This is a genomic window from Azospira inquinata (assembly GCF_018905915.1).
GTDB classification, from domain to species: Bacteria; Pseudomonadota; Gammaproteobacteria; order Burkholderiales; family Rhodocyclaceae; genus Azospira; species Azospira inquinata.
On sequence record NZ_CP064782.1, the window covers coordinates 712,743 to 733,228 of the forward strand.

18 protein-coding genes are annotated in these 20,486 nt (G+C 62.6%); 7 read left to right on the forward strand and 11 right to left on the reverse strand.

The features are described from left to right. Positions 1-12: 12 nt before the first annotated feature. The 4 genes from Azoinq_RS03140 to Azoinq_RS03155 all read right to left on the reverse strand — a co-directional run bounded on the left by Azoinq_RS03140 (position 13) and on the right by Azoinq_RS03155 (position 7,493). Entirely contained in the window at positions 13-1,557 is a 1,545-nt protein-coding gene (locus Azoinq_RS03140; RefSeq protein ID WP_216126296.1) for a 2-isopropylmalate synthase, read from the reverse strand. A 293-nt stretch (positions 1,558-1,850) separates the two neighbouring features. Continuing rightward, positions 1,851-4,949, reverse strand: coding sequence for an efflux RND transporter permease subunit (locus Azoinq_RS03145; protein ID WP_216126293.1), 3,099 nt, complete (start codon positions 4,947-4,949; stop codon positions 1,851-1,853). Positions 4,950-4,957: 8 nt separating this feature from the next. Then, complete coding sequence (locus tag Azoinq_RS03150; RefSeq protein WP_216126290.1) at positions 4,958-6,103, reverse strand: efflux RND transporter periplasmic adaptor subunit; 1,146 nt, start codon at positions 6,101-6,103, stop codon at positions 4,958-4,960. Positions 6,104-6,197: 94 nt separating this feature from the next. Beyond that, on the reverse strand, positions 6,198-7,493 hold the full coding sequence (locus Azoinq_RS03155) for a TolC family protein (RefSeq protein WP_216126287.1): 1,296 nt from the start codon (positions 7,491-7,493) through the stop codon (positions 6,198-6,200). Positions 7,494-7,597: 104 nt separating this feature from the next. Between Azoinq_RS03155 and Azoinq_RS03160 the strand changes: the two genes are divergently transcribed. Then, positions 7,598-8,281, forward strand: coding sequence for a response regulator (locus Azoinq_RS03160; protein ID WP_216126284.1), 684 nt, complete (start codon positions 7,598-7,600; stop codon positions 8,279-8,281). Then, a complete protein-coding gene (locus Azoinq_RS03165) occupies positions 8,265-9,635 on the forward strand; it encodes a sensor histidine kinase (protein ID WP_216126281.1) in 1,371 nt (456 codons plus the stop codon). The genes Azoinq_RS03160 and Azoinq_RS03165 overlap by 17 nt, the downstream gene beginning before the upstream one ends. Here the strand turns inward: Azoinq_RS03165 and pssA are convergent, their stop codons facing one another. The 5 genes from pssA to ilvB all read right to left on the reverse strand — a co-directional run bounded on the left by pssA (position 9,636) and on the right by ilvB (position 14,431). Further along, positions 9,636-10,403, reverse strand: coding sequence for a CDP-diacylglycerol--serine O-phosphatidyltransferase (gene pssA / locus Azoinq_RS03170; protein ID WP_216126278.1), 768 nt, complete (start codon positions 10,401-10,403; stop codon positions 9,636-9,638). Between the two features lie 3 nt (positions 10,404-10,406). Then, on the reverse strand, positions 10,407-11,048 hold the full coding sequence (locus Azoinq_RS03175; RefSeq protein ID WP_216126274.1) for a phosphatidylserine decarboxylase: 642 nt from the start codon (positions 11,046-11,048) through the stop codon (positions 10,407-10,409). Between the two features lie 79 nt (positions 11,049-11,127). Beyond that, the gene (ilvC, locus tag Azoinq_RS03180) at positions 11,128-12,144 is read right to left on the reverse strand and encodes a ketol-acid reductoisomerase (RefSeq protein WP_216126259.1); all 1,017 of its coding nucleotides are present in this window, start codon (positions 12,142-12,144) and stop codon (positions 11,128-11,130) included. Between the two features lie 77 nt (positions 12,145-12,221). Then, on the reverse strand, positions 12,222-12,713 hold the full coding sequence (gene ilvN, locus Azoinq_RS03185) for an acetolactate synthase small subunit (protein ID WP_216132256.1): 492 nt from the start codon (positions 12,711-12,713) through the stop codon (positions 12,222-12,224). Positions 12,714-12,730: 17 nt separating this feature from the next. Then, positions 12,731-14,431: a biosynthetic-type acetolactate synthase large subunit gene (gene ilvB / locus Azoinq_RS03190; protein WP_216126256.1), complete on the reverse strand. Its 1,701-nt coding sequence runs from the start codon at positions 14,429-14,431 to the stop codon at positions 12,731-12,733. 119 nt (positions 14,432-14,550) lie between these two features. Here ilvB and Azoinq_RS03195 point away from each other — a divergent pair, with 119 nt between their 5' ends. The 4 genes from Azoinq_RS03195 to Azoinq_RS03210 are packed head-to-tail and all read left to right on the forward strand — an operon-like array spanning position 14,551 to position 16,591. After that, the gene (locus Azoinq_RS03195; RefSeq protein WP_216132254.1) at positions 14,551-15,114 is read left to right on the forward strand and encodes an RNA polymerase sigma factor; all 564 of its coding nucleotides are present in this window, start codon (positions 14,551-14,553) and stop codon (positions 15,112-15,114) included. After that, positions 15,111-15,491, forward strand: a complete 381-nt coding sequence (locus tag Azoinq_RS03200) for a DUF3619 family protein (protein ID WP_216126254.1) — start codon at positions 15,111-15,113, stop codon at positions 15,489-15,491. The genes Azoinq_RS03195 and Azoinq_RS03200 overlap by 4 nt, the downstream gene beginning before the upstream one ends. Continuing rightward, positions 15,461-16,099 (forward strand): DUF3106 domain-containing protein, encoded by a 639-nt coding sequence (locus Azoinq_RS03205; protein ID WP_216126251.1) that lies wholly within the window; start codon positions 15,461-15,463, stop codon positions 16,097-16,099. Before Azoinq_RS03200 ends, Azoinq_RS03205 begins: the two co-directional genes overlap by 31 nt. A gap of 42 nt (positions 16,100-16,141) precedes the next feature. After that, positions 16,142-16,591, forward strand: coding sequence for an RDD family protein (locus tag Azoinq_RS03210; protein WP_216126249.1), 450 nt, complete (start codon positions 16,142-16,144; stop codon positions 16,589-16,591). A gap of 121 nt (positions 16,592-16,712) precedes the next feature. On the opposite strand, the gene lptG is transcribed toward Azoinq_RS03210, so the two are convergent. Together lptG and lptF are read right to left on the reverse strand one after the other, a co-directional pair. Continuing rightward, a complete protein-coding gene (lptG, locus tag Azoinq_RS03215) occupies positions 16,713-17,801 on the reverse strand; it encodes an LPS export ABC transporter permease LptG (RefSeq protein WP_216126239.1) in 1,089 nt (362 codons plus the stop codon). After that, positions 17,798-18,880, reverse strand: a complete 1,083-nt coding sequence (gene lptF / locus Azoinq_RS03220) for an LPS export ABC transporter permease LptF (protein WP_216126237.1) — start codon at positions 18,878-18,880, stop codon at positions 17,798-17,800. The genes lptG and lptF overlap by 4 nt, the downstream gene beginning before the upstream one ends. 109 nt (positions 18,881-18,989) lie before the next feature. Between lptF and Azoinq_RS03225 the strand changes: the two genes are divergently transcribed. After that, positions 18,990-20,486 (forward strand): leucyl aminopeptidase, encoded by a 1,497-nt coding sequence (locus Azoinq_RS03225; protein WP_216126235.1) that lies wholly within the window; start codon positions 18,990-18,992, stop codon positions 20,484-20,486.

Sequence of the window (20,486 nt, forward strand, 5' to 3'; positions counted from 1 at the left end):
AACGTCAGTCCATCACACCCCGGCGCCCTGGGGATTAAGTTTCACCAGGGAGGAATGGAGCTTGTTCAGGGCATTGAGATAGGCCTTGGCGGAGGCGATGACGATATCCGTATCGGCGCCCTGGCCATTGACGATGCGGCCCTCCTTGGCGAGGCGCACGGTCACTTCCCCCTGGGCGTCCGTACCCGTGGTAATGGCATTCACCGAATAGAGGAGCTGATCCGCACCGCTCTGGGCGATAGCTTCAATAGCCTTGAAAGTGGCGTCCACCGGACCGCTGCCTCCGGAGGTGGCCTTTTTCTCCCCCCCATCCACGGAGAGGGTAACGGTGGCCATGGGCTTTTCCCCGGTTTCGGAACAGACCTGGGAATAGACCAACTTGTAGCGTTCCAGCTCGGGGGTCACCACCTCGTCGGACATAAGGGCCTGGAGATCCTCGTCGAAAATCTCGTGCTTTTTGTCCGCCAGTTCCTTGAAACGGGCGAAGGCCGTATTCAGGGCCTCATCGCTGGACAGCTCGAAGCCCAGTTCCGCCAAGCGGGTCTTAAAGGCATTACGGCCGGAGTGCTTACCCAGCACCAGCTTGTTCTGGGTCCAACCCACATCCTGGGCCCGCATAATTTCGTAGGTTTCCCGGTGCTTCAGCACCCCATCCTGGTGGATGCCCGATTCGTGGGCGAAGGCATTGGCCCCCACAATGGCCTTGTTGGGCTGCACCGGGTAGCCGGTGATCTGGGACACCAGCTTGGAGGCGGGCACGATCTGGGTGGCGTCGATGCGGCTTTCCACGGGGAAATAGTCGCCCCGGGTCTTCACCGCCATCACCACCTCTTCCAGGGAGGCGTTGCCCGCCCGTTCCCCCAGGCCGTTGATGGTGCATTCCACCTGGCGGGCCCCGGCCAGCACGGCGGCCAGGGAATTGGCCACGGCCAAGCCCAGGTCATTGTGGCAATGGACGGACCACACCACCTTGTCCGCATTGGGCACCCGGGCCAGCAGCTGGCGGATGGTTTCGGCAAACTGGTTGGGCAGGTTGTAGCCCACCGTATCCGGCACATTGATGGTGGTAGCCCCGGCCTTGATCACCTCTTCAAAAATGCGGCAGAGGAAATCCAGTTCGGAACGGCCCGCATCCTCGGCGGAGAATTCCACGTCGTCCGTATATTGGCGGGCCCAGCCGATGGATTTCACCGCATGTTCCACCACCTGATCCGGGCTCATGCGCAGCTTCTTTTCCATATGGATGGGGCTGGTGGCGATGAAGGTATGAATACGGCCCCGGTTGGCGGGCTTAATGGCTTCCCCGGCCTTACGGATGTCGTTTTCGTTGGCCCGAGCCAGGGAGCAGATGGTGGAATCCTTCACCACCCGGGCAATGCTTTCAATGGCATCCGCGTCCCCCGGGGAGGCGGCGGCAAAACCGGCCTCGATCACATCCACCTTCATTTTTTCCAGCTGGCGAGCCACCCGCAGCTTTTCTTCCTTGGTCATGGAAGCGCCGGGGCTTTGCTCCCCGTCCCGCAAGGTGGTGTCGAAAATTACCAATTGATCTTTCATGGTCTGGCTCCAATGGGTACGCCTGATACACGGTCGGGCGCCGGAGGCGGCGGCCGAAGGAATACGGGGAATTTGGGGGGAAGAATATTAGCGCGCGAGGCGCAGCAGCGGGCGAGCCAACAGCAGGGTTCGCAGGGTAAAGCGGGAGGAAAAACGGTTGCCGATGGGATTAGCCATAGTGGGGAAAACTATAATGGCTTTTGCCGCCCCCGGCAAGGGCATGGCCGGGTCAAGCCCAGTGGCCAGGCCCCTTTCCGGGGCATTTTCCTCCCCAAGGGGCCTGGCGGGCGAAACTAACGCTGGGTCTTGCACATGGCGGGGAACAGGAGGGGCAACAGCACCAGGGTGAAGATGGTGGCGGAGACAATACCCCCCACAATCACCACGGCGAAGGGCCGCTGGGTTTCCGAACCGATACCGTGGGACAGGGCGGCAGGCAGCAGCCCCAGCCCGGCCATGAGGGCGGTCATGAGAATGGGCCGCAGGCGCCCCACCGCCCCTTCCCGCACCGCATCGGTCACGGAATGGCCGTTGCGCACCCCTTCCAGGAACTGTTCCACCATGATCACCCCGTTCTGAACCGAAATCCCGGCCACGGCGATGAAGCCCACCGCCGCCGAGACGGACAGATGCAACCCAGCCAGCCCCAGACCGAGAATACCGCCGATCCAGGTAAAGGGCACCATGAACAGAACCAGGAGGGCGAAGCGCATGGAACGGAAGGCCCAGAACAGCAGGACAAAGATGCCCAGCACGGACAGGGGCACGATCACCATGAGGCGCTTGGCCGCCCGCTGCTGATTCTCGAACTGGCCGCCCCAGGTCATGGTGTAGCCGTGGGGCAGACGCACCTGGGCTTTCACCTTCTGCATGGCTTCGGCCACGAAGCTGCCCTGGTCCCGGCCCAGCAGGTTGGCCTTCACCGCCACATAACGGCCTCCCGCTTCCCGGGAAATGCGGGCCGGGCCCTGGCGCACCTCAATATTGGCAATGGCCGCCAGGGGAATGGTGGCGGGCGCCGCCCCATCCCCGCTCCCAGGCAGGGCCACGGGCAGGTCGGAGACATCATCCACCGCATCCCGGTAGGGCCGTTGCAGGCGCACGGAAATGTCGTAGCGCTGGTCATGGTCATAGAAGGAAGACACGGCCTGGCCCGCCAGGGCGGTCTGCACCGTGGCATTCACGTCCGCCGCCTTGAGGCCGTAGCGGGACATGCGGGCTCGGTCCAGGGTAATGTCCAGCTCGGTCTGGCCGCTCACCTTGATGGCCGCCACATCCGCCGCCCCCTGGATACTGTTGAGAATGGCCGCCACCTGCTCCGCCTTGTCTTCCAGAATATCCAGATCCGGGCCGAAGACCTTCACGGCAATTTCCCCCTTGACCCCGGAAATGGACTCTTCCACATTGTCCTCAATGACCTGGGAGAAGTTGGTGGGCACCCCGGGAATGGTGTGGATTTTCCGGGTCATGTCCCCGATCAGGGCGTCCTTGTCCGGGAAACGCCACTGGTCGTGGGGTTTCAGGTCGGCCAGGATTTCCAGATTATTGGGGCCCTTGGGGTCCGTGCCGTCATCCGGGCGCCCCACCTGGGCGATCACTTCCCGCACCTCCGGGTAGCTCAGGAGAATGCCCCGCACCTGGCGTTCCACCTCCTTGGTCTTTTCCAGATTGGTGGCGGGCGGCAGGCTGATGGTGAGCCAGATATTGCCTTCATCCAGCTTGGGCAAAAATTCGCTGCCCAGCTGGGGAGCCACCGCCAGGCAGGCAACCAGCAGTCCTAGGGAAGCGGCCAGAATGGCCTTACGCCGCCCTTCCGTCCAGGCCATGACCCGGCGGTAAAAGTCCTGGAGTTTGCCCATCCAGGCCAGATGCTGTTCCGCCAGATTGTGCTGCTTCAGGTAGAAGGAGGTCAGGGCCGGGGTCAGGGTGAGGGTCAGAAGAATGGCCCCCAGAATGGCGAAGGACAGGGTGTAGGCCATGGGGGTAAAAATCTTCCCTTCCACCCGCTCGAAAGTGAAGATGGGCAGGAAGGCGAGAATGATGATGGCCTTGGAGAAGAGAATGGGATGGCCCATTTCCACTGTGGTGTGCTTCAAGGTCAGCATGCGCCATTGCAAGGTGCCGTTGGGCGGCCCTCCTTCCTGCTCCGCCGTGGCCAGACGCACCATCAGGGCCTCCACCAGCACCACCGCCCCGTCGATGATGATGCCGAAGTCCACCGCCCCCAGGGAGATAAGATTGGCCGCCACCCCCTTGACGTGCATCATGATGAAAGCGGTGAGCAGGGCCAGGGGAATGACCAGGGCCACCACGGCAGCAGCAAACCAGGAGCGCAGGAAAATGATCAGAATACTGACCACCAGACAGGCGCCCACCACCAGGTTTTCGCTCACCGTGTGCACCGTATGATTGACCAGCTGGGTCCGGTCATAGATGGGCACCAGCTTCACCCCCGGGGGCAGCTTGTCTCCCAGACGATCCAGTTCGGCCTTAACCCCCGCCACCACGGTGGAGGCATTCTGGCCCTTGGTCATCTGCACCACCCCCTGAACCACGTCGTCCCGCTCATTGAAGGAGACGATGCCGGAACGGGTGTGGGGGCCGATGGCCACATCGGCCACGTCGGAAACCAGCACGGGCTTGCCGTTATTCACCGCCACCGTCACCCGGCCAATGTCGTCCAGGCTGTTGAGGAGGCCAATGGAACGCACCACCAGGGCTTCGTCCCCCCGGTGGATAACGCCGCCCCCCGTGTTGGCATTGCTGTTGGTCAGGGCCTGGGAAAGCTGATCAATGCTGACCCCGAATTTGCGTAGCCGGTAAGGATCCACCTTGACCTGGTATTCCTTCACCGCGCCGCCAAAGCTGACCACATCCGCCACCCCGCTCACCCGGCGGATAGCCGGGCGCACCACCCAGTCCTGGAGGGCACGGAGTTCATAGAGGGGCATATCCGCCGGGCCTTCCAGCACGTAGCGGTACACTTCCCCGACCGCGGTGGACAGGGGGGCCAGGGAGGGCTGCACATTGGGGGGCAGGGTCACATCCTGGAGATGTTCCGTCACCTGCTGGCGGGCGAAGTAATCGTCCGTGTTGTCGGCAAAGGTCAGGGTGACGATGGACAGGCCGGTGATGGACACGGAGCGCAGCTGGGTCATGCGGGGCACCCCGTTCATTTCCCGCTCAATGGGCAGGGAAATACTCCGCTCCACCTCCTCCGGCGCCAAACCCTGGGCCTGGGTAACGATATTCACCTGCACATCCTGCACATCGGGAAAGGCCTCAATGGGCAGGTTGCTCACCGCATACCAGCCGAAGACCACCAGAATCACCGCCGCCGCCAGCACGAAAACCCGCTGGGAGAGGGCAAAAGTTACGAGACGTTCCAGCATCATCGGCCTCAATTACCGCCCAGTTCGGCGTTCAACAGGAGGGCGCCGGCGGTCACCACCCGCTCCCCGGGATTCAGGCCTTTTTCCACGTAGCTGGCCTCATGGCCCCGGTAGGCAAGCTGGACTTCCCGCCGTTGCAAGGCCCCCGGTTGGAGTTCCACGAAAATGTAGGTGTGCAGGCCAGTGGTCACCAGGGCCGCATTAGGCACCCGGGGCAGATGGCGCCCCTCTTCCACGGGCATCAGGCGGGCAAACATTTCCGGCTTCAGTTTCCGGTCCGGATTGGGCACGGCGCAGCGCACCGGCACCCGGCGGGATTGGGCGTCCAGCACGTCCCCCACGGATTCCACCACGGCCTGGAAGCGCTGATCCGGATAGGCATCCACCATCACCGCCATGGGCTGGCCCGGGTGGACCTTGGCCAGATCCTTTTCCGGCAGTTCCGCGTAGGCCCAGAGATGGCGGGGGTCGCTGACCACGAAGAGGGGATTGTCGCTGTCCGGCCGCACCTCGGAGCCCGGGGTGGCCTGGCGTTCCGTCACCACCCCGGCCAGGGGGGTGCGCAGGGCGAAGCCGGCTTGACCCGGCAGGGCTTCCACATTACGCAAGCGGCTGCGGGACCGGTCCGCCTCGGCGGCGGCGGCCTGAAGATCGTTCTGAGCCCCCTCCAGATCCTTGCGGGCCAGCACCTCCCCGTCGAACAGGGCCTTGGCCCGGTTGTAGGCGGAACGCTTCATGGCCAGATCCGCCTCCGCTTTGCGCAGGTCCGCGTAGTCCGGAATATCCAGAGTCACCAGGGGCTGGCCCGCTTTGACCTGGGTCCCGGGCTCGGTGAGCACCTTGAGCACCCGGCCCTGAACCGGGGCAAAGACCCGGGCGGTATGGTTTTCATCGTAAGCCAGCCGGCCGTTAAGGGGCTCCAGCAGGGGCACCGGGCCTTCCACGGCGGCCTCGATGCGCAGATAGGCCAGCTGGGGCGCTCCGGGGGCGAAATGGAGGGTCTGATTTCCCGTAGTCGCCGGCGCCTGGAGCGCCCCCTTGTCCGGCAAGGGGGCCGTGCTGTGCCGGGAGAGGGCCCAGGCAGCCAGGGCCACCAGGGCCACCGCTCCGGCCCCCAGGGCCAGGCGGGTGGATTTCCGTTGCAGGGAGATCATGGTCTTGTTCCTTGTCCGTTAGCTTGGCTCGGCCACCGGCTCCCCAGGGGGCTCCGGTCACCGCTTCACAGGGTTCTGTGGGGCACCCCGGGGCTTACTTGCCCTGGGCCGCTTCCCAGGCGGCCAGGGCCTTGGCGTAATCCGCCCGCAGGCCGACGCCGTCCAACTGCACCGCTTTCAGGGTACGACGGGCATCCAGCAAATCCACCAGGCTGGACGCCCCTTTGGTGTAGGCAAATTCCGCCGCCTTGGCAGCCCGCTCCGCATCCTGGAGCAGCCCCCCTTCCAGGCGCTGGCGACGTTCCCGGGCGGAAGCCAGCTGGGACGCCGCCTGGGCCAGATCAGTCTGGGCCTGGCCCCGCACCTGATCCAGGGCTTCCCGGGCCTGCTCCAGATCCGCCTCGGCCCGGGCAATTTCCCCTTCATAGCTGTGGCGCAGGAACAGGGGCACGGAAACGCTCACCCCGTAAGTATTGTTGGCCGACTGGTCCGGTTCGGGGAAATGCTCAAACTGCACCCCCACGGAAATATCCCGGCTTCGGTTGGCCCGGGCCAAATCCCGGGCGTGTTCCGCCGCTTCCACCCGGGCCTGGGCCGCCCGCACATCCGGACGCTGATCCAGGGCCTGGCTCTGGGCTGTGGGGCTGGCTTCCCCCCCATTCAGGGCCGGCCAGGGGTCCGTGGCCACCAGATCGGCAGCCCGAATTTCCCGGCCCAGCTGATAGGCCAGGGCGCTCTGGGCCTGGGCCAGGTCGCTCACTGCGCCCCGGGCGTCGTTATCCGCCCGGGCCGCTTCCACCTTGAGCCGGGCCAGATCCGCCGCTGCCACGTCCCCTACTTTGAGGCGCAGTTCCGTGGCCCGAATGGTGCGGTGATAAAGCTCCGCCGTGTCCTGGGCCAGACTGAGCCGCTCCTGAGCCTGACGCAGATCCCAGTAGGCGGACACCAGCTGCATGCGCCCCTGGCGCAGGCTCTCCTGAAGGTCTTCCCGGGCCGCCTGGACCAGGGCCCCGGCGGTCTTGGTGCGCAGTTCCCGCTTGCCCCCCCGTTCGATCTGCTGGTCGATACGGATCACCGAATCGGCCCGCTTTTCCCGCAGGCTGCCGCCACCGATACCGGTACGGGGATTGAGGGAGGTGGAGGACAGGGTAAGCTGGGGATTGGGGGCCTCGTTGGCCGTCACCCGGTCCGCTTCCGCCGCCTTAACGGCGATGCGGGCCTGTTGCAGTTCCCGGTTTTTCTCCAGCCACAGCTTTTCCGCCCCTTTTAGGGACAGATCACCGCTCCCGGCCTGAAGCCCGGTGCTGGCCTGGGCCCAAGCGGAGGCGCCGGGGTAGACGGCGGCCAGCCCGGTGGCCAGGGAAAGGGAAATAAGGAGGAAACGCCCCATGGATTTTCTTCCGTTGAAGGAGGCTGGTATTGTATGAACCCTTCCTGACCAGCCAATGACGCGCATCCGGGCATTAGCCCCTTGATAATCTGGATAAAAATACCATGCGGATACTGCTTGTTGAAGACGACGCCCTGCTCGCCGACGGTCTGACCCGGGCCCTGCGCCACTCGGGCTACGTGGTGGACTGGACCAAGGACGGACGCCAGGCCGACCAGTGGCTGGCGGACAATGAATACGACCTGTCCATTCTGGACCTGGGCCTGCCGGGCCTGGACGGCACGGAGGTGTTGCAGCGCCTGCGCAGCCGGCACCAGCCCACCCCGGTGCTCATTCTCTCCGCCCGGGAAGCCCTGGAGGAGCGGGTCAAGGTGCTGGACATGGGGGCGGACGATTATCTGGTGAAGCCCGTGGCCCTGTCCGAGCTGGAAGCCCGGGTACGGGCCCTGATCCGGCGCGGCCGCACCCAGCCGGAACCGGAACTGGTCCTGGGCCAGCTGCGCCTGGACACGGTGGGCAAGCGGGCCTGGCTGGGCCAGGAGGCCCTGGATCTCACGGCCCGGGAATGGGCGGCCCTGGAATTCCTGGCCAGCCGGGCCAACCGCATTGTGAGCAAAGAGCAGATCATGCAGTCCCTCTACAGCTGGGACGAGGACATTACCCCCAACGCCATCGAGAAATTCATTTCCCGGCTCCGGGCCAAGCTGGAACCGGGCGGCATCTCCATCCGCACCGTCCGGGGTCTGGGCTATTACCTGGAAAAGCCCCAGGATGACCCGGCGGCCTAGTCTCCGCCGCCTGCTCCTGGTGTGGCTGCTGCCCGCCATGGTGGGCCTGGTCACCGCCGGGGGCATTACGGCCTACGCCATCGCCCTGCGCAGCGCCACCCGGGCCTACGACCGGGCCCTGCTGGACACGGCCCTGGCTATCGCCGGGCAGATTCAGATCGTGGGCGGCGTGCCGGTACTTAACCTGCCCAACCAGGCGGAGGAAATTCTCCTCACGGACCGTTACGACCAGGTCTATTTCGAGGTTCTCGGACCAGAAAATAATTTCGTCGCCGGCCACCGGGGCCTGCCCCCACCCCCCTGGGGCATGGAGGAGGACGGGCGGCTTTACTACGACGGCTGGTATGGGGGCCACTCGGTGCGCATGGCGGCCTTTTTCACCGAGCAGGAAGGGGTTCCCCTGGTGATTCTGGCGGCGGAAACCCAGAACAAGCGCAACAGTCTGGCCCACGAAATTCTTCTCTCCATGCTCCTCCCCGAGGTGCTGCTGGTGGTGGCCACCCTGGGCCTGGGCTGGGTGGGCATCCGCCACGGCTTAAAGCCGGTGGAGGATCTGCGCAGCGAACTGGCGCGCCGCTCCCACCATGACCTGAGCACGGTCTCCACGGCCCAGGTGCCGGAGGAAATCACCCCCCTGGTGGAGGAACTGAACCACCTGCTGGCCCGCCTGGAAGCCTCCCTCACCGCCCAGCGCCATTTCGTTTCCGACGCGGCCCACCAGCTGCGCACCCCCCTGGCCGCCCTCCAGGCCCAGGCCGAACTGGCCCTGCGGGAGGTGGATGGACCCAAAACTCGGGAGGAACAACGGCAGCAATTACAGCGCATCCTGAGCGCCACCCGGCGCCTCACCCACCTGACCCATCAGCTCCTGGCCCTGGCCCGGGCCGAGCCCGGGGGCCAGCAATCCATGGAAGCAGTGGATTTGGCGGACATCGCCCGGGAAAGCGCCGAAACCTGGCTGCCCCTGGCCCTCCGGGCCAATGTGGACCTGGGCTTCGATCTTGCCCCGGCAACGGTTTCCGGCGCCCGCCTATTGGTCCAGGAACTGCTCGCCAATCTCATCGACAACGCCATCCGCTACACCCCCCGGGGAGGCAGCATCAATGTGCGCTGTTTCAATACGGCGGAAGGCGCCAGGCTACAGGTGGAAGACAGCGGCCCGGGCATTCCCCCGGAAGATCGGGAACGGGTCTTCGAGCGCTTTCAGCGCCGGGATTCGGAACATACGGATGGATGCGGTCTGGGCCTGGCCATTGTGCGGGAAATCGCCCGCCAGCATCAGGCCCAGGTGACTATCAGCAGCTCCCCCAACCTGGGGGGAGCGCTGTTTGAGGTGCGCTTCCCGCCGGCCTGATCAGCCGAGGCGGGAAGCGGTGGGACGGCGACGCAGCAATTTCCAGGCGGAAATCACGTAGCCGGAGATGGCATAAACGACGAAGAGGCCGAAGAGAATTCCCGGGGGATAGCTGGAAATCAGCACAAAGCCCAGGGCAATGAAGGCCACCACAAAAAAGGGCACGCTCTTACGCAGATTAATGCCCTTGAAGCTATGGAAGCGGCAGTTGGTCACCATGGATACCCCGGCAAAAATGGTCAGGGCAAGGGCGACCCAGCGCACATCCTGGCCGCTGATGCCGTTGTCCAGCATGAGCCAGACAAAACCGGCCACCAGGGCGGCGGCGGCGGGGCTGGGCAGGCCTTGGAAATAGCGCTTGTCCATGACTTCCAGGGTGGTATTGAAGCGGGCCAGGCGCAGGGCCGCCCCCACGCAATACACGAAAGCGGCGATCCAGCCCAGCTTGCCCATGCCCCGCAGGGCCCATTCATAGGCCACTAGGGCCGGAGCGGCACCAAAGCAGACCATGTCGGACAGGGAATCGTATTCGGCGCCGAAAGCGCTCTGGGTATGGGTGAGGCGGGCCACCCGCCCATCCAATCCATCCAACACCATGGCCACAAAAATGGCCACGGCCGCCTGTTCAAAGGCGCCATTCATGGCCTGCACAATGGCGAAAAAGCCCGCAAACAGGGCAGCGGTGGTGAAGAGATTGGGGAGGACGTAGATGCCGCGGCGCTTCAGTTCGGGATTAAAAATCGCCTTACGCGGTTTGAGTTCTGGCATGGATTATGAGAGTTCGGCTAAGACCGACGTGGAAGCATACACTTTTTCCCCAATGCTCGCCTTGACGCGGGCGTTCAGGGGCAGATACACATCCACACGGGAACCGAAACGAATAAAACCGTAGCGCTGACCCCGGGCCAGGGGAATGTCGGCGTCCACATAATTGAGGATACGGCGGGCCACTAGGCCGGCCACCTGGACACAGGTCACGTCCTGACCGTCTGCCGTCTGCAGCCACAGGGCGCAGCGCTCATTTTCCACGGAAGCCTTGGCCAGGGCCGCATTGAGGAAAGAGCCCGGGTTATACCACTTGCGGCGCACGGTGCCGTCAATGGGGGAACGGTTGGAATGGACGTTGAAGACGTTCATGAAGACGCTGATTTTCAGGGCTTCACGGCTCAAATAGGGGTCTTGCACCTTTTCCACGGCCACGATACGGCCGTCGGCGGGCGCCACCACGGTCTTGCCGTCGCCGGCGATAGGACGGGCCGGGTCACGGAAAAACTGCAGCACAAACAGGGCGATGATCCAGAAGGGCGAAGCCCAGAGGATACCGGCGGAGAGTTGCACCAGCAGGGCAACGACGAAGGCAATGGCGAGAAAGGGCCAGCCTTCCCGGGCAATCAGAGGGTGGGGATAATTCATAAGCAAGGCAAAGTGGGCGTGGAAGGGAAGGGACGAAAAAACGGCAGGCGCCCGAAGGCGCCTGCCGTTCCACGCGGACTTAGTTCTTGCTCTTGTCCACCAGTTTGTTCTTCTTGATCCAGGGCATCATGTCCCGCAGCTTGGCGCCAACCTGTTCCACAGGATGGTCGGCCATCAGACGGCGACGGGCGCTCATGGACGGATAGCCGGTCTTGCCTTCCAGGATGAATTGCTTGGCGTATTCGCCGTTCTGGATGCGCTTCAGGGCGTTGCGCATGGCATCCCGGGATTGGGCGTTAATGACTTCGGGGCCGGTCACGTACTCGCCATACTCCGCATTGTTGGAGATGGAGTAGTTCATGTTGGCAATGCCGCCTTCGTAGATCAGATCCACAATCAGCTTCATTTCGTGGAGGCATTCGAAGTAGGCCATTTCAGGAGCGTAGCCCGCTTCCACCAGGGTTTCGAAACCGGTCTTGATCAGCTCCACGGCACCGCCGCAGAGCACGGCCTGTTCGCCGAACAGGTCAGTTTCCGTTTCTTCCTTGAAGGTGGTTTCGATCACGCCGCCCTTGGTGCCGCCATTGGCAGCAGCGTAGGACAGGGCCAGATCCCGGGCCTTCTTGGAGGTGTCTTGGTAGACGGCGATCAGGGAAGGCACGCCGCCACCCTTGAGGAATTCGGAGCGCACGGTGTGGCCCGGGCCCTTGGGGGCAATCATGATCACGTCCAGATCTTCACGGGGCACCACTTGGTTGTAATGCACGTTGAAGCCGTGGGCGAAGGCCAGGGCGGCCCCCTTCTTCATGTTGGGTTCCACTTCGGCGTAATAGACTTCGGGAATGGTTTCGTCCGGCAGCAGCATCATGACCAGATCGGCGCCCTTCACGGCCTTGGCGATTTCTTCCACTTTCAGACCGGCCTTTTCGGCCTTGGCCCAGGAGGAACCGGTTTTGCGCAGGCCAACGGTGACCTTGACGCCGGAATCCTTCAGGTTTTGTGCGTGGGCATGGCCTTGGGAGCCGTAGCCGACGATGGTGACTTTCTTCCCTTTGATCAGGGAGAGGTCGGCGTCCTTGTCGTAATAAACTTTCATAGTTACCCCTTAGAGCAAATTAACCGCGCAGGGTCGGCGGATGGACAGCCACCCGGTCCGCCCCTGCGCGGCGCGAATCAGACCTTGAGGATGCGATCGCCGCGGCCAATGCCGCAGACGCCGGTCCGCACGGTCTCGAGAATCAGGCCGCTGTCGATGGCGGCCAAGAAGGAATCCAGCTTACCGCTGGCACCGGTCAGTTCGATGACATAGGTGGAATCCGTCACATCGATGATACGCCCGCGGAAAATATCCGCCATGCGTTTCATTTCTTCCCGGTCCTTGCCGGTGGCCCGTACCTTGATGAGCATCAGTTCCCGCTCGGTATGAGCGGCTTCTGACAGGTCGACGACCTTGATCACATCCACCAGCTTGTTGAGCTGCTTGATGATCTGCTCCACCACCTCCTCGGTTCCGGAGGTGACGATGGTCATGCGGGATAGGGAGGCATCCTCCGTGGGTGCCACCGTCAGGGATTCGATATTGTACCCCCGGGCGGAAAACAGGCCGGCGACCCGGGACAGGGCCCCCGCTTCGTTTTCCAGGAGGATGGAAATATTGTGCCGCATGGTATTCAGTTCCGCGCTCATAGGTCCTCCGCCAGAATCATTTCCGCCAAGCCCTTGCCCGCCGCCACCATGGGGAACACATTGGCCGTCGGGTCAATGAGGAAGTCCATGAACACCAGGTCATTCTTGTGTTCGGTGAAAGCCTTGCGCAGAGCCGGTTCCACATCCTCCGGCTTGTCGATGCGCATGCCCACATGGCCGTAAGCTTCGGCCAGACGTACGAAATCGGGCAGGGAGGAAACATAGGACTGGGAATAGCGGGCGGAATAGAACATTTCCTGCCACTGACGCACCATGCCCAGATAGCCGTTGTTGAGATTGATGATCTTGATGGGCAGCTCGAACTGCTTGCAGGTGGACAGCTCCTGAATGCACATCTGGATGGAGCCTTCCCCGGTAATACAGGCCACGGGCATGTCCGGGTTGGCGAACTGGGCCCCCATGGAATAGGGCAAGCCCACCCCCATGGTGCCCAGGCCACCGGAATTGAGCCAGCGCCGGGGCTTGTCGAACTTGTAATACTGGGCGGCAAACATCTGATGCTGGCCCACGTCCGAGGTAATAATGGCGTTGCCGCCGGTCACTTCGTGGAGCTTCTGCACCACGAACTGGGGCATGATCTTGCCTTCCTGCTTGAAGTCCAGGCAATGCTTGCCACGCCATTCTTCCACCTGGCGCCACCAGTCGGCCACCGCCGGATCGGCCTGGAAGCCGCCATCGGTCAGGCGCAGCAGTTCATCCAGCACATCCGGCACACTGCCGACGATGGGCACATCCACCTTGACCCGCTTGGAGATGGAAGAGGGGTCGATATCCACGTGGATGATGCGCCGGGGCTGGGCGGAGAAATTGTCCGGATTGCCGATCACCCGGTCATCGAAACGGGCGCCAATGGCCAGCACCACGTCCGCGTACTGCATGGCCATGTTGGCTTCGTAGGTGCCGTGCATGCCCAGCATGCCCAGAAATTGGGGATCGGAGCCAGGGAAACCGCCCAAGCCCATGAGGGTGCCGGTCACCGGGCAGCCCAAGCGCTTGGCCAGCTTGGTGAATTTTTCCGAGCCGTTGGAGAGGATCACCCCGCCACCGAAGTAGATGATGGGCCGCTTGGCCTCACCCAGCAGTTGGGCCGCCTTCTTGATCTGCCCCAGATGCCCCTTCACCACCGGGTTGTAGGAGCGCATCTGGATGGTCTCCGGATAGGAGAACTCGCAGCGGGCGGCAGTCACATCCTTGGGGATATCCACCACCACAGGCCCGGGACGACCGGTCTGGGCGATATGGAAGGCCTTCTTCAGGGTCAGGGCCAGATCCTTCACGTCCTTCACCAGGAAATTGTGCTTCACACAGGGGCGAGTAATCCCCACCGTGTCGCATTCCTGGAAGGCGTCCTGGCCAATGGCCGCCGTAGGCACCTGGCCGCAGAGCAGCACCAGGGGAATGGAATCCATGTAAGCCGTAGCCACGCCGGTAATGGCATTGGTAACGCCCGGGCCAGAGGTCACCAGGGCCACCCCAATTTTTTGGGAGGACCGGGAATAGGCATCCGCCGCATGTACGGCAGCCTGCTCGTGACGGACCAGAATGTGCTTGATGCTGTCTTGCTTAAACAGCTCATCGTATATATGCAGCACCGAACCGCCCGGATAGCCGAACACATGCTCGACCTTTTCTTCCTGGAGGCACCTGATTACAATCTCCGCACCGGTAAGCGTCATTTTCTTGGCCTTACATGAGAGCTTTCGCTCGAAAAACCTGCTACGTTATAGGGTCGATCAGGATTGGTCAAGGCGTAAAATAGCGCCGCTGATTCTCCCTTTCCCCGAAGGAACCTCCCCTGGCCTCACCCAAAGAACTTTCGGATTTTCTCGCATCCGTTGAACGTCGTGCCTTCAAACAGGCAGCTTTTGCCACGCGCGACGAAGAGGCCGCCCTGGACATCGTGCAGGACGCCATGATGCGCCTGGCGGAAAAGTACGGCGACAAACCGGTGGAAGAGCTGCCCATGCTCTTCCAGCGCATTTTGCAGAATGCCACCTACGATTTCCACCGCCGCAGCAAGGTCCGCTCCCTGTGGACCACCCTGCTGTCCTCCTTGGCGCCGGGCAACGATGAAGACGCAGACCCTCTGGAAACCCTGGAGAGCGAGGACGGTGCCTGCAGCAAAGACACGCCGGAAAGCGCGCTCCTGCAGGCCCAGACCCTGGCGGCAATCGAAAAGGAAATCAAGGAATTGCCCACGCGTCAACGGGAAGCCTTCCTCATGCGTTACTGGGAAGACATGGATGTCGCCGAAACTGCCGCCGCAATGGGCTGCTCAGAAGGCAGCGTCAAAACCCATTGCTCCCGCGCCACTCACGCGCTCGCAGCGGCATTAAAAGCAAAAGGGATCACATTATGAACGAGCAATATTTCGCCCATCAGGTGAAGCAACACCTGAACCGGAGCCTGCAAAAGCTCCCGGAAGACACGCTGGCCAAGCTTGCCGCTGCCCGCGAGGCGGCGCTCGTTCACCAAAAGCAAACCGAAGCGATCAGCCACCCCATCCTGGCCGGTATCGGCGCCCACTTCCGGGACCACGGGCACAAGCCCGGTCGCCTGGCTTACGCCCTGGTTTTTGTCATGGCCGTGGCCTCCCTCGTTTACTGGCAGGCCCAGGACCATCTGTCCGACCTGGAAGACGAAGACAGCGCCCTCCTGTCCGATGATCTGCCCATCAACGCTTACCTGGACAAGGGCTTCGATACATGGCTTGCTCAGAATTCATCCGGACGATAGTCCTGGCCCTGGGCATCACCCACGGTCCGTGCTTCGCCGGCGGTACCGTCCTACCGCCGGCGGTCATGGTTACCGCCCCCCAGCCGAACTGGAACCAGCTGTCCCCTGAGCAGCGCCAAATCCTCGCCCCCCTCGCTGGAGAGTGGGACCGGATGGAGGATTACCGGCGCAAGAAGTGGCTGGGTATCGCCCAGCGCTACGCCAAAATGAAACCGGATCAACAGGCTCGCATGCAAGCCCGTATGCGGGAGTGGGCCTCTTTGACCCCGGAACAACGGCGGGCCGCCCGGGAAAAGTACAACAACCTAAAAAAACTGCCTCCGGCCAAGAAGGCGGTGGTCCAGGAAAAGTGGCAGCAATACAACCAGCTACCTCCGGACGAAAAGCAGAAACTGCAAGCCAAAGCCGCTGCCCGCAAACCCCGGCCGGGTAAGGTAACGGAGGTCCCGAACCTGACGCCCCTGCCCACCTCTGTGCCAGCTCCCGCCGGCATAGCTGTCAGCCCCGTGCCTGTGGCACCGGGTACGCCGCCCGCGCCAGCGCCGGCAACCCCAGCGACCTCCGTTACCGCCCCCCTTCCGGTTGCTCCTGCCCCCGTAAAGCCCTAAGCTAGGCGCCCTCTTTCTTCCCGGACCCTGACGGGCCTACCGATGAAACAAGACGCCCCCCGCTCCACCCCCATTCCCAATCTGGCCCCCGGCCTGCCGCGCCGGCTGGCCAGCATGTTTTACGAAATGCTGCTGCTCTGTGGGGTACTGCTGTTTCTGGTGCTGGCACCCCAGATGGTGCTGGCCATGTTAACCCACCACCTGCTAGCCCCCCGCCTGGCATTCGCCCACCTTTTCCTAGTGCTACTGGCCTATTTTGGCTGGTTCTGGATACATACTGGTCAAACCCTGGCCATGAAAACCTGGGGCCTGCGCCTAGTCACCCGAGAAGGCCACCAAATGCGCCCTCTGCAAGCCCTGCTGCGCTTCCTCTACGCCTGGCCGAGCCTGGGTCTAGCCGGCGTGGGCATCCTCTGGGCCCTGGTGGATCGGGAACACCTGTTTCTCCACGACCGTTTGGCGGATACCCGGATTATCCAGCTCCCCCGCTAAGGCAAGCTCCAGGAACACCAAAACAAAAAGGGGAGGAACCGGCAGCGGTTCCTCCCCTTTGTTTTTCAGCACCTCCCCTGCCCCAATAGGGCTGGGGGGAATTACCCTGGACGTCCCAGGCCTAGCGCCGCTCCACCCACCAGATCATAGCCCCCGCCGCCAGCAGAAACAGGGCGGACGGAGCCACCGCACTGGAGAAGGGGGGCCAGCTGTTAATCACCCCCAGATTGGCGAACAGGCCATTGAGCATGTGGAAAAACACCCCCAGCATGACCCCACCGAATATGCGCAGGCTAACCCCCCCCACCCGGTCATGGGTATAGCCAAAGGGCAGAGCCAGGGCCACCATGACGAAGCCCGCCAGGGGATAGATGATCTTTTTCCACAGGGCGATCTGGTAGCGCTGGGTCTTCTGGTGATTGACGGATAGGTGCTTCAAATAGGTGACCAGATTGATGACCGACATGCGCTCCGGCACCACCAGCAGCACGGACAAAATGTCCGGGCTGAGGGCAGATTTCCAGGTCAGGGACGGCAGGCGCTGCACCCGCCCCCCGTTGTTATCCACAAAGGTCCGCACCACCCCGTTGAGCCGCCAGGCATCCGGGGGCACGTACTCCCCTTCCTTGGCGTCGCTCACCGATACCAGATGGCGCTGGGCGTCGAATTCGTAAATACGGATACCCAGCAGCCGGGTATCCGGCAGCACCTGGGCCACGTTAATGAAGCTCTGGCCGTCCTTGACCCACAGGCCGGTACGAAAATCCGCGGCCACCACCGTACCCATGGCCTTGAGGCGCACTTCCTGGGCCATTTGCTCGGCGGGCGGCGCCACAAATTCCCCGATCAGGAAGGTCACGAGGGCAAACACCCCGGCCACCCGAAACAGGGACCCGAGTAAATCCCGGGTGGACATGCCGGAAGCCCGCAGCACGGTGATTTCCGAGTGGCGGGCCAGGGTGGACAGGGCATAGAGGGCGCCGATCAGTACCGCGATGGGCATCAGCTCATAGGCCCGGCCCGGCAGGCTGAGGAGCACATAGACAAGGGCGTGGTGGAACTGGAAGCCCCCCTTGCCGATGTCCCCCAATTCTCCGATCAGGTCAAAAAAGCCGAAAAGCACCAGAAACGCCACCAGCACCAGCAGGGTTCCCAGCATGACCTCCCGGAAGAGATAGCGCTGGTAGGTCAGGGCAAAAATTTTCTTCATCGACGGAAACTGAACAAGGAATGCAGGGCAATGCGGCGGAAAAAGAGCAGGGGCAGCAGGGCCAGCATAAGCAGGTGGATGGGCCACCAGGCGGCGTCAAAGCTCATCTTGCCCTGGGCCACCCAGGCCTGGCTGACGGACAGCAGATTGCTGTAAATGGCGTAAATGAGCAGGGCCATGATCAGGTTGGAGGAACGCCCGGCCCGGGGATTGACGAAACTCATGGGAATGGCCAGGAGGGCCAGCACCAGGGCGGAAATGGGCACCCCGATACGCCACAGCAGTTCCGCCATATTGGCCGGATTGGCGGGATGGCGCAGCAACTCCCGGGTGGACGTGTTTTTCGGCGTTTTTTCGATGCCCTGGGATTCCTTCGTCTCCACCCGCAGAGCGTAACGGGCGAAATCCACAATGCGGAATTCCGGGCTACCCGGAGTCACTTCATAGCGTCGCCCGTTTTCCAGCACCATGAACCGGTCCCCGTTAGGCGCGTGTTCCTGATGGCCGCCAGCAGCCATCATCACCCCCAGCTGGCCGTCCTGCATGGAGCTGACAAAAACGTTGCGCACCTGGGAAGCGTCGTCGGACAGGGCTTCCACAAAGACCACTCGGTCCGCCGTCGTGGCTTCCTTAAACGCCCCGGGGGCCACCTGGGAGGAATCGCTCCGATCCGTCACCTTTTGCCGGAATTCGGCGCTCTTGGAGAGAGCCCAGGGGGAAAGGAGTAGGGACAGCAAAGCGATAGCCGCCACCACAGGCAGGGCGAAAGCCAGCACGGGCCGCACCCAAGCGGTCAAAGGCAGGCCGGAAGAAAACCACACTACCATTTCCGAATCCCGGTAACTCCGGGACAGGGTCAGGAGAATGGCCATGAACAGCGTGAGGGACAGGAGAACGGGCAGATAGTTGAGGGCGGAAAAGCCCAGCAGGGCCGCCACCGCCTCAGAAGCCACGCTCCCCACCGCTGCCTCATTGAGCAGCCGAATCAACTGGGTGGTCAGCAGAATGGCGAACAGGGCCACGAACACGCCTATTGCCGTTTGGGTAAATTCCCGACGGACGGCCCGGTGGAAAATCATATTTTGACTTGGAATAAGGGAAACGGTGATAATCAGTGCCGAATTTGAATTTCAGCGTTTTTTGGCCGATTTATCACAAATAGCACTGGGTGCCAGATAGGAGCGGACGGTGGAATTTAGCATAAAAAGCGGCAGTCCGGAAAAACAGCGCAGCGCCTGCGTCGTCGTCGGTGTCTTCGAACCCCGCAAGCTGACCCTGCCAGCAGAACTGCTGGACAACGCCGCCCGCAGCTACATCTCCGACATCATCCGCCGGGGCGATCTGGAAGGCAAACTGGGCACCACCCTGCTGCTCCACAATGTGCCTGGCACCCTGTGCGACCGGGTGCTGCTGGTGGGTCTGGGTAAGGAAAAGGAGTTCCGGGAAAAGGAATTCCGCCAGGCCATGCGCACCGCGGTCAAAACCCTCAATGAAACCGGTTCCTTCGACGGCGTGGTATTTCTTACCGAAACCGCCGTCCGCAAGCGCTCCATCAGCTGGCGGGTACGTCAGGCGACCATCGTGGCCCAGGAAACGGTTTATCGCTTTGACCAGCTGAAAAGCAAAAAGGATGAATTGCGGCGCCCCCTGCGCAAGCTCACTTTCGCCGTGGAACGGCGTAACGAGCTAACTCCGGCGGAAGAAGCCCTGGCCCAGGGCCTGGCCATTGCAGAAGGCATGACCCTGGCAAAAAACCTGGGCAATCTGCCGGCCAACCTCTGCACCCCCACCCATCTGGCGGATGAAGCCAAATCCATGGCGGAAAGCCTGGGACTGGACTGCCAGATCCTGGAAAAGGCCGATATGGAAAGCCTGGGCATGCAGGCCCTGCTGGCCGTGGCCCGAGGCTCCCACCAGCCGCCCAAATTCATCGTGCTCCAGTATAAGGGGGGCAAAAAGGATCAAAAGCCCATCGTCCTGGTAGGTAAAGGCATCACCTTCGATAGCGGCGGCATTTCCCTGAAGCCCGGGGCGGGCATGGACGAAATGAAATACGACATGTGCGGCGCCGCCACCGTACTGGGCACCATCAAGGCCACCGCCTTGATGAAGCTGCCCCTGAATCTGACCGTGCTCATTCCCACCACGGAAAATATGCCCGGGGGCTCCGCCACCCGGCCGGGGGACGTGATCGCCACCCTGTCCGGCCAGACCGTAGAAATCCTCAACACGGACGCGGAAGGCCGCCTGATCCTCTGCGACGCCTTGTCCTATGCGGAGCGCTTCGAGCCGGAAACCGTGGTGGACGTAGCCACCCTCACCGGCGCCTGCGTCGTGGCCCTGGGCCATGTGGCCACGGGCCTCTTCAGCAATAGCGACTCCCTGGCCAAGGACCTGTCCCATAGCGGTGACGAGGCTTTCGACCGGGTCTGGCATCTGCCCATGTGGGACGATTACCAGGATGGGCTAAAGAGCAATTTTGCCGACATGGCCAATGTGGGAGATCGATGGGGAGGCGCCATCACCGCCGCCTGCTTCCTGTCCCGCTTCACCAAGAAGTACGACTGGGCCCACCTGGACGTGGCGGGGACGGCGTGGAATTCCGGCAGCGACAAGGGCGCCACCGGGCGTCCCCTACCCCTCCTCGCCCACTATCTGCTGGAACTGGCAGGCAAGCTGGATTAA

Excerpts from the sequence above, each read along its gene's own strand:
- Azoinq_RS03160 (WP_216126284.1), top strand. The coding sequence starts at position 7,598 with ATGCGGATACTGCTTGTTGAAGACGACGCCCTGCTCGCCGACGGTCTG.
- ilvB (WP_216126256.1), bottom strand. The coding sequence starts at position 14,431 with ATGACGCTTACCGGTGCGGAGATTGTAATCAGGTGCCTCCAGGAAGAA.
- Azoinq_RS03155 (WP_216126287.1), bottom strand. The coding sequence starts at position 7,493 with ATGGGGCGTTTCCTCCTTATTTCCCTTTCCCTGGCCACCGGGCTGGCC.
- Azoinq_RS03140 (WP_216126296.1), bottom strand. The coding sequence starts at position 1,557 with ATGAAAGATCAATTGGTAATTTTCGACACCACCTTGCGGGACGGGGAG.
- lptG (WP_216126239.1), bottom strand. The coding sequence starts at position 17,801 with ATGAAGAAAATTTTTGCCCTGACCTACCAGCGCTATCTCTTCCGGGAG.
- Azoinq_RS03175 (WP_216126274.1), bottom strand. The coding sequence starts at position 11,048 with ATGAATTATCCCCACCCTCTGATTGCCCGGGAAGGCTGGCCCTTTCTC.
- lptF (WP_216126237.1), bottom strand. The coding sequence starts at position 18,880 with ATGATTTTCCACCGGGCCGTCCGTCGGGAATTTACCCAAACGGCAATA.
- Azoinq_RS03165 (WP_216126281.1), top strand. The coding sequence starts at position 8,265 with ATGACCCGGCGGCCTAGTCTCCGCCGCCTGCTCCTGGTGTGGCTGCTG.
- Azoinq_RS03205 (WP_216126251.1), top strand. The coding sequence starts at position 15,461 with ATGGCTTGCTCAGAATTCATCCGGACGATAGTCCTGGCCCTGGGCATC.
- Azoinq_RS03150 (WP_216126290.1), bottom strand. The coding sequence starts at position 6,103 with ATGATCTCCCTGCAACGGAAATCCACCCGCCTGGCCCTGGGGGCCGGA.
- ilvN (WP_216132256.1), bottom strand. The coding sequence starts at position 12,713 with ATGCGGCACAATATTTCCATCCTCCTGGAAAACGAAGCGGGGGCCCTG.
- Azoinq_RS03210 (WP_216126249.1), top strand. The coding sequence starts at position 16,142 with ATGAAACAAGACGCCCCCCGCTCCACCCCCATTCCCAATCTGGCCCCC.
- ilvC (WP_216126259.1), bottom strand. The coding sequence starts at position 12,144 with ATGAAAGTTTATTACGACAAGGACGCCGACCTCTCCCTGATCAAAGGG.
- Azoinq_RS03200 (WP_216126254.1), top strand. The coding sequence starts at position 15,111 with ATGAACGAGCAATATTTCGCCCATCAGGTGAAGCAACACCTGAACCGG.
- pssA (WP_216126278.1), bottom strand. The coding sequence starts at position 10,403 with ATGCCAGAACTCAAACCGCGTAAGGCGATTTTTAATCCCGAACTGAAG.
- Azoinq_RS03145 (WP_216126293.1), bottom strand. The coding sequence starts at position 4,949 with ATGCTGGAACGTCTCGTAACTTTTGCCCTCTCCCAGCGGGTTTTCGTG.